We start from the raw sequence: 1,533 nt of genomic DNA on the forward strand, positions 1-1,533 counted from the left end.
GCCCAACGCAGCCTCGTGCCTCGGCAGCTGCTACAGGCACATATTTTTTACAGGAGACCACCATGCCGCGTTTCGCAGCCAACCTGTCCATGCTGTTTACCGAGCAGGATTTTCTTGCCCGCTTCGAAGCGGCCGCCAAAGCCGGCTTCAGCGGTGTCGAATACCTGTTCCCTTACGATTTCAGCTCCGCCGATATCAAGGCTCAACTGGATGCCAACGGTCTGACCCAAGTGCTGTTCAACCTGCCGGCCGGTGACTGGGCCAAAGGTGAACGCGGGATCGCCTGCCATCCGGATCGCGTGGAAGAGTTCCGTGCCGGTGTCGATCTGGCGATCGCTTATGCACAGGTCCTGGGTAACACCCAAGTCAACTGCCTGGCCGGTATCCGCCCACAAGGCGTCGACGACGCCACCGTGGAAAAGACCTTTGTCGCCAACCTCAAATATGCCGCCGACAAGCTGCAAGCGGTGGGCATCAAACTGGTGATGGAAGCCATCAATACCCGCGACATCCCGGGCTTCTACCTGAACAACACCGCCCAGGCACTGTCGATTCGCGAACAAGTGGGCAGTGCCAACCTGTTCCTGCAGTACGACATCTACCACATGCAAATCATGGAGGGTGACCTGGCCCGCACCATGGCCACGCACCTGGAAGAGATCAACCACATTCAACTGGCCGACAATCCGGGCCGCAACGAGCCGGGTACCGGTGAAATCAACTACCGCTTCCTGTTCGAACACCTGGACCGCATCGGTTACCAGGGCTGGATCGGTTGTGAATACAAGCCGCTGACCACCACGGAAGCGGGCCTTGGCTGGTTGAAAACCCACAACGCAATCTAAAGCGAAACCTGTGGGAGCGAGCCTGCTCGCAGTAGCGGCGTAACAGGCTACAGAGATGTCGAATGTTATGGCCACATCGCGAGCAGGCTCGCTCCCACATAAAGCAGCGCTCCCCAATTTGCTTGAAGCAGCAATAAAAACAAGAGGATTTTCTCATGGCTAAAATCGGATTTATCGGCACCGGCATCATGGGCCACCCAATGGCGTTGAACCTGCAGAAAGCCGGTCACAGCCTGTTCCTGTCGGCGCACCACGACCCTGCTCCGGCTGACCTGGTCGCCGCTGGGGCGGTCGCCCTGGCGAGCCCGAAAGAAGTCGCTCAGGAAGCCGAATTCATCATCATCATGGTGCCGGATACCCCGCAGGTCGATGACGTGCTGTTCCGTGCCGACGGCGTCGCCGCCGGTGTTGGCAAAGGTAAAGTGGTCATCGACATGAGTTCGATCTCGCCGACCGCGACCAAAGCCTTCGCGGCGAAGATCAACGACAAAGGCGCGCAATACCTCGACGCTCCGGTGTCCGGTGGTGAAGTCGGCGCCAAGGCCGCGACCCTGAGCATCATGGTCGGTGGCGACAGCGATGCGTTCGAACGTGCGCTGCCACTGTTCCAGAGCATGGGCAAGAACATCACCCTGGTCGGCGGCAATGGCGACGGTCAAACCGCCAAAGTGGCGAACCAGATCATCGT

The 1,533-nt window shown here is 59.0% G+C and carries 2 protein-coding genes; both read left to right on the forward strand.

Annotated features, from left to right (window positions below; genetic code table 11):
• The first annotated feature begins 62 nt into the window (after nucleotides 1-62).
• Nucleotides 63-845 carry a hydroxypyruvate isomerase gene (gene hyi / locus AC1DH9_RS28970; protein ID WP_054593439.1) on the forward strand — a complete coding sequence of 261 codons (783 nt, stop codon included), beginning with the start codon at nucleotides 63-65 and terminating at the stop codon, nucleotides 843-845.
• Between the two features lie 155 nt (nucleotides 846-1,000).
• On the forward strand, nucleotides 1,001-1,533 hold a 533-nt coding region (locus tag AC1DH9_RS28975), incomplete at its 3' end, for an NAD(P)-dependent oxidoreductase (RefSeq protein WP_477809317.1).

This window comes from Pseudomonas sp. 05T35 (genome assembly GCF_056396605.1).

Excerpts from the sequence above, each read along its gene's own strand:
- hyi (WP_054593439.1), top strand. The coding sequence starts at position 63 with ATGCCGCGTTTCGCAGCCAACCTGTCCATGCTGTTTACCGAGCAGGAT.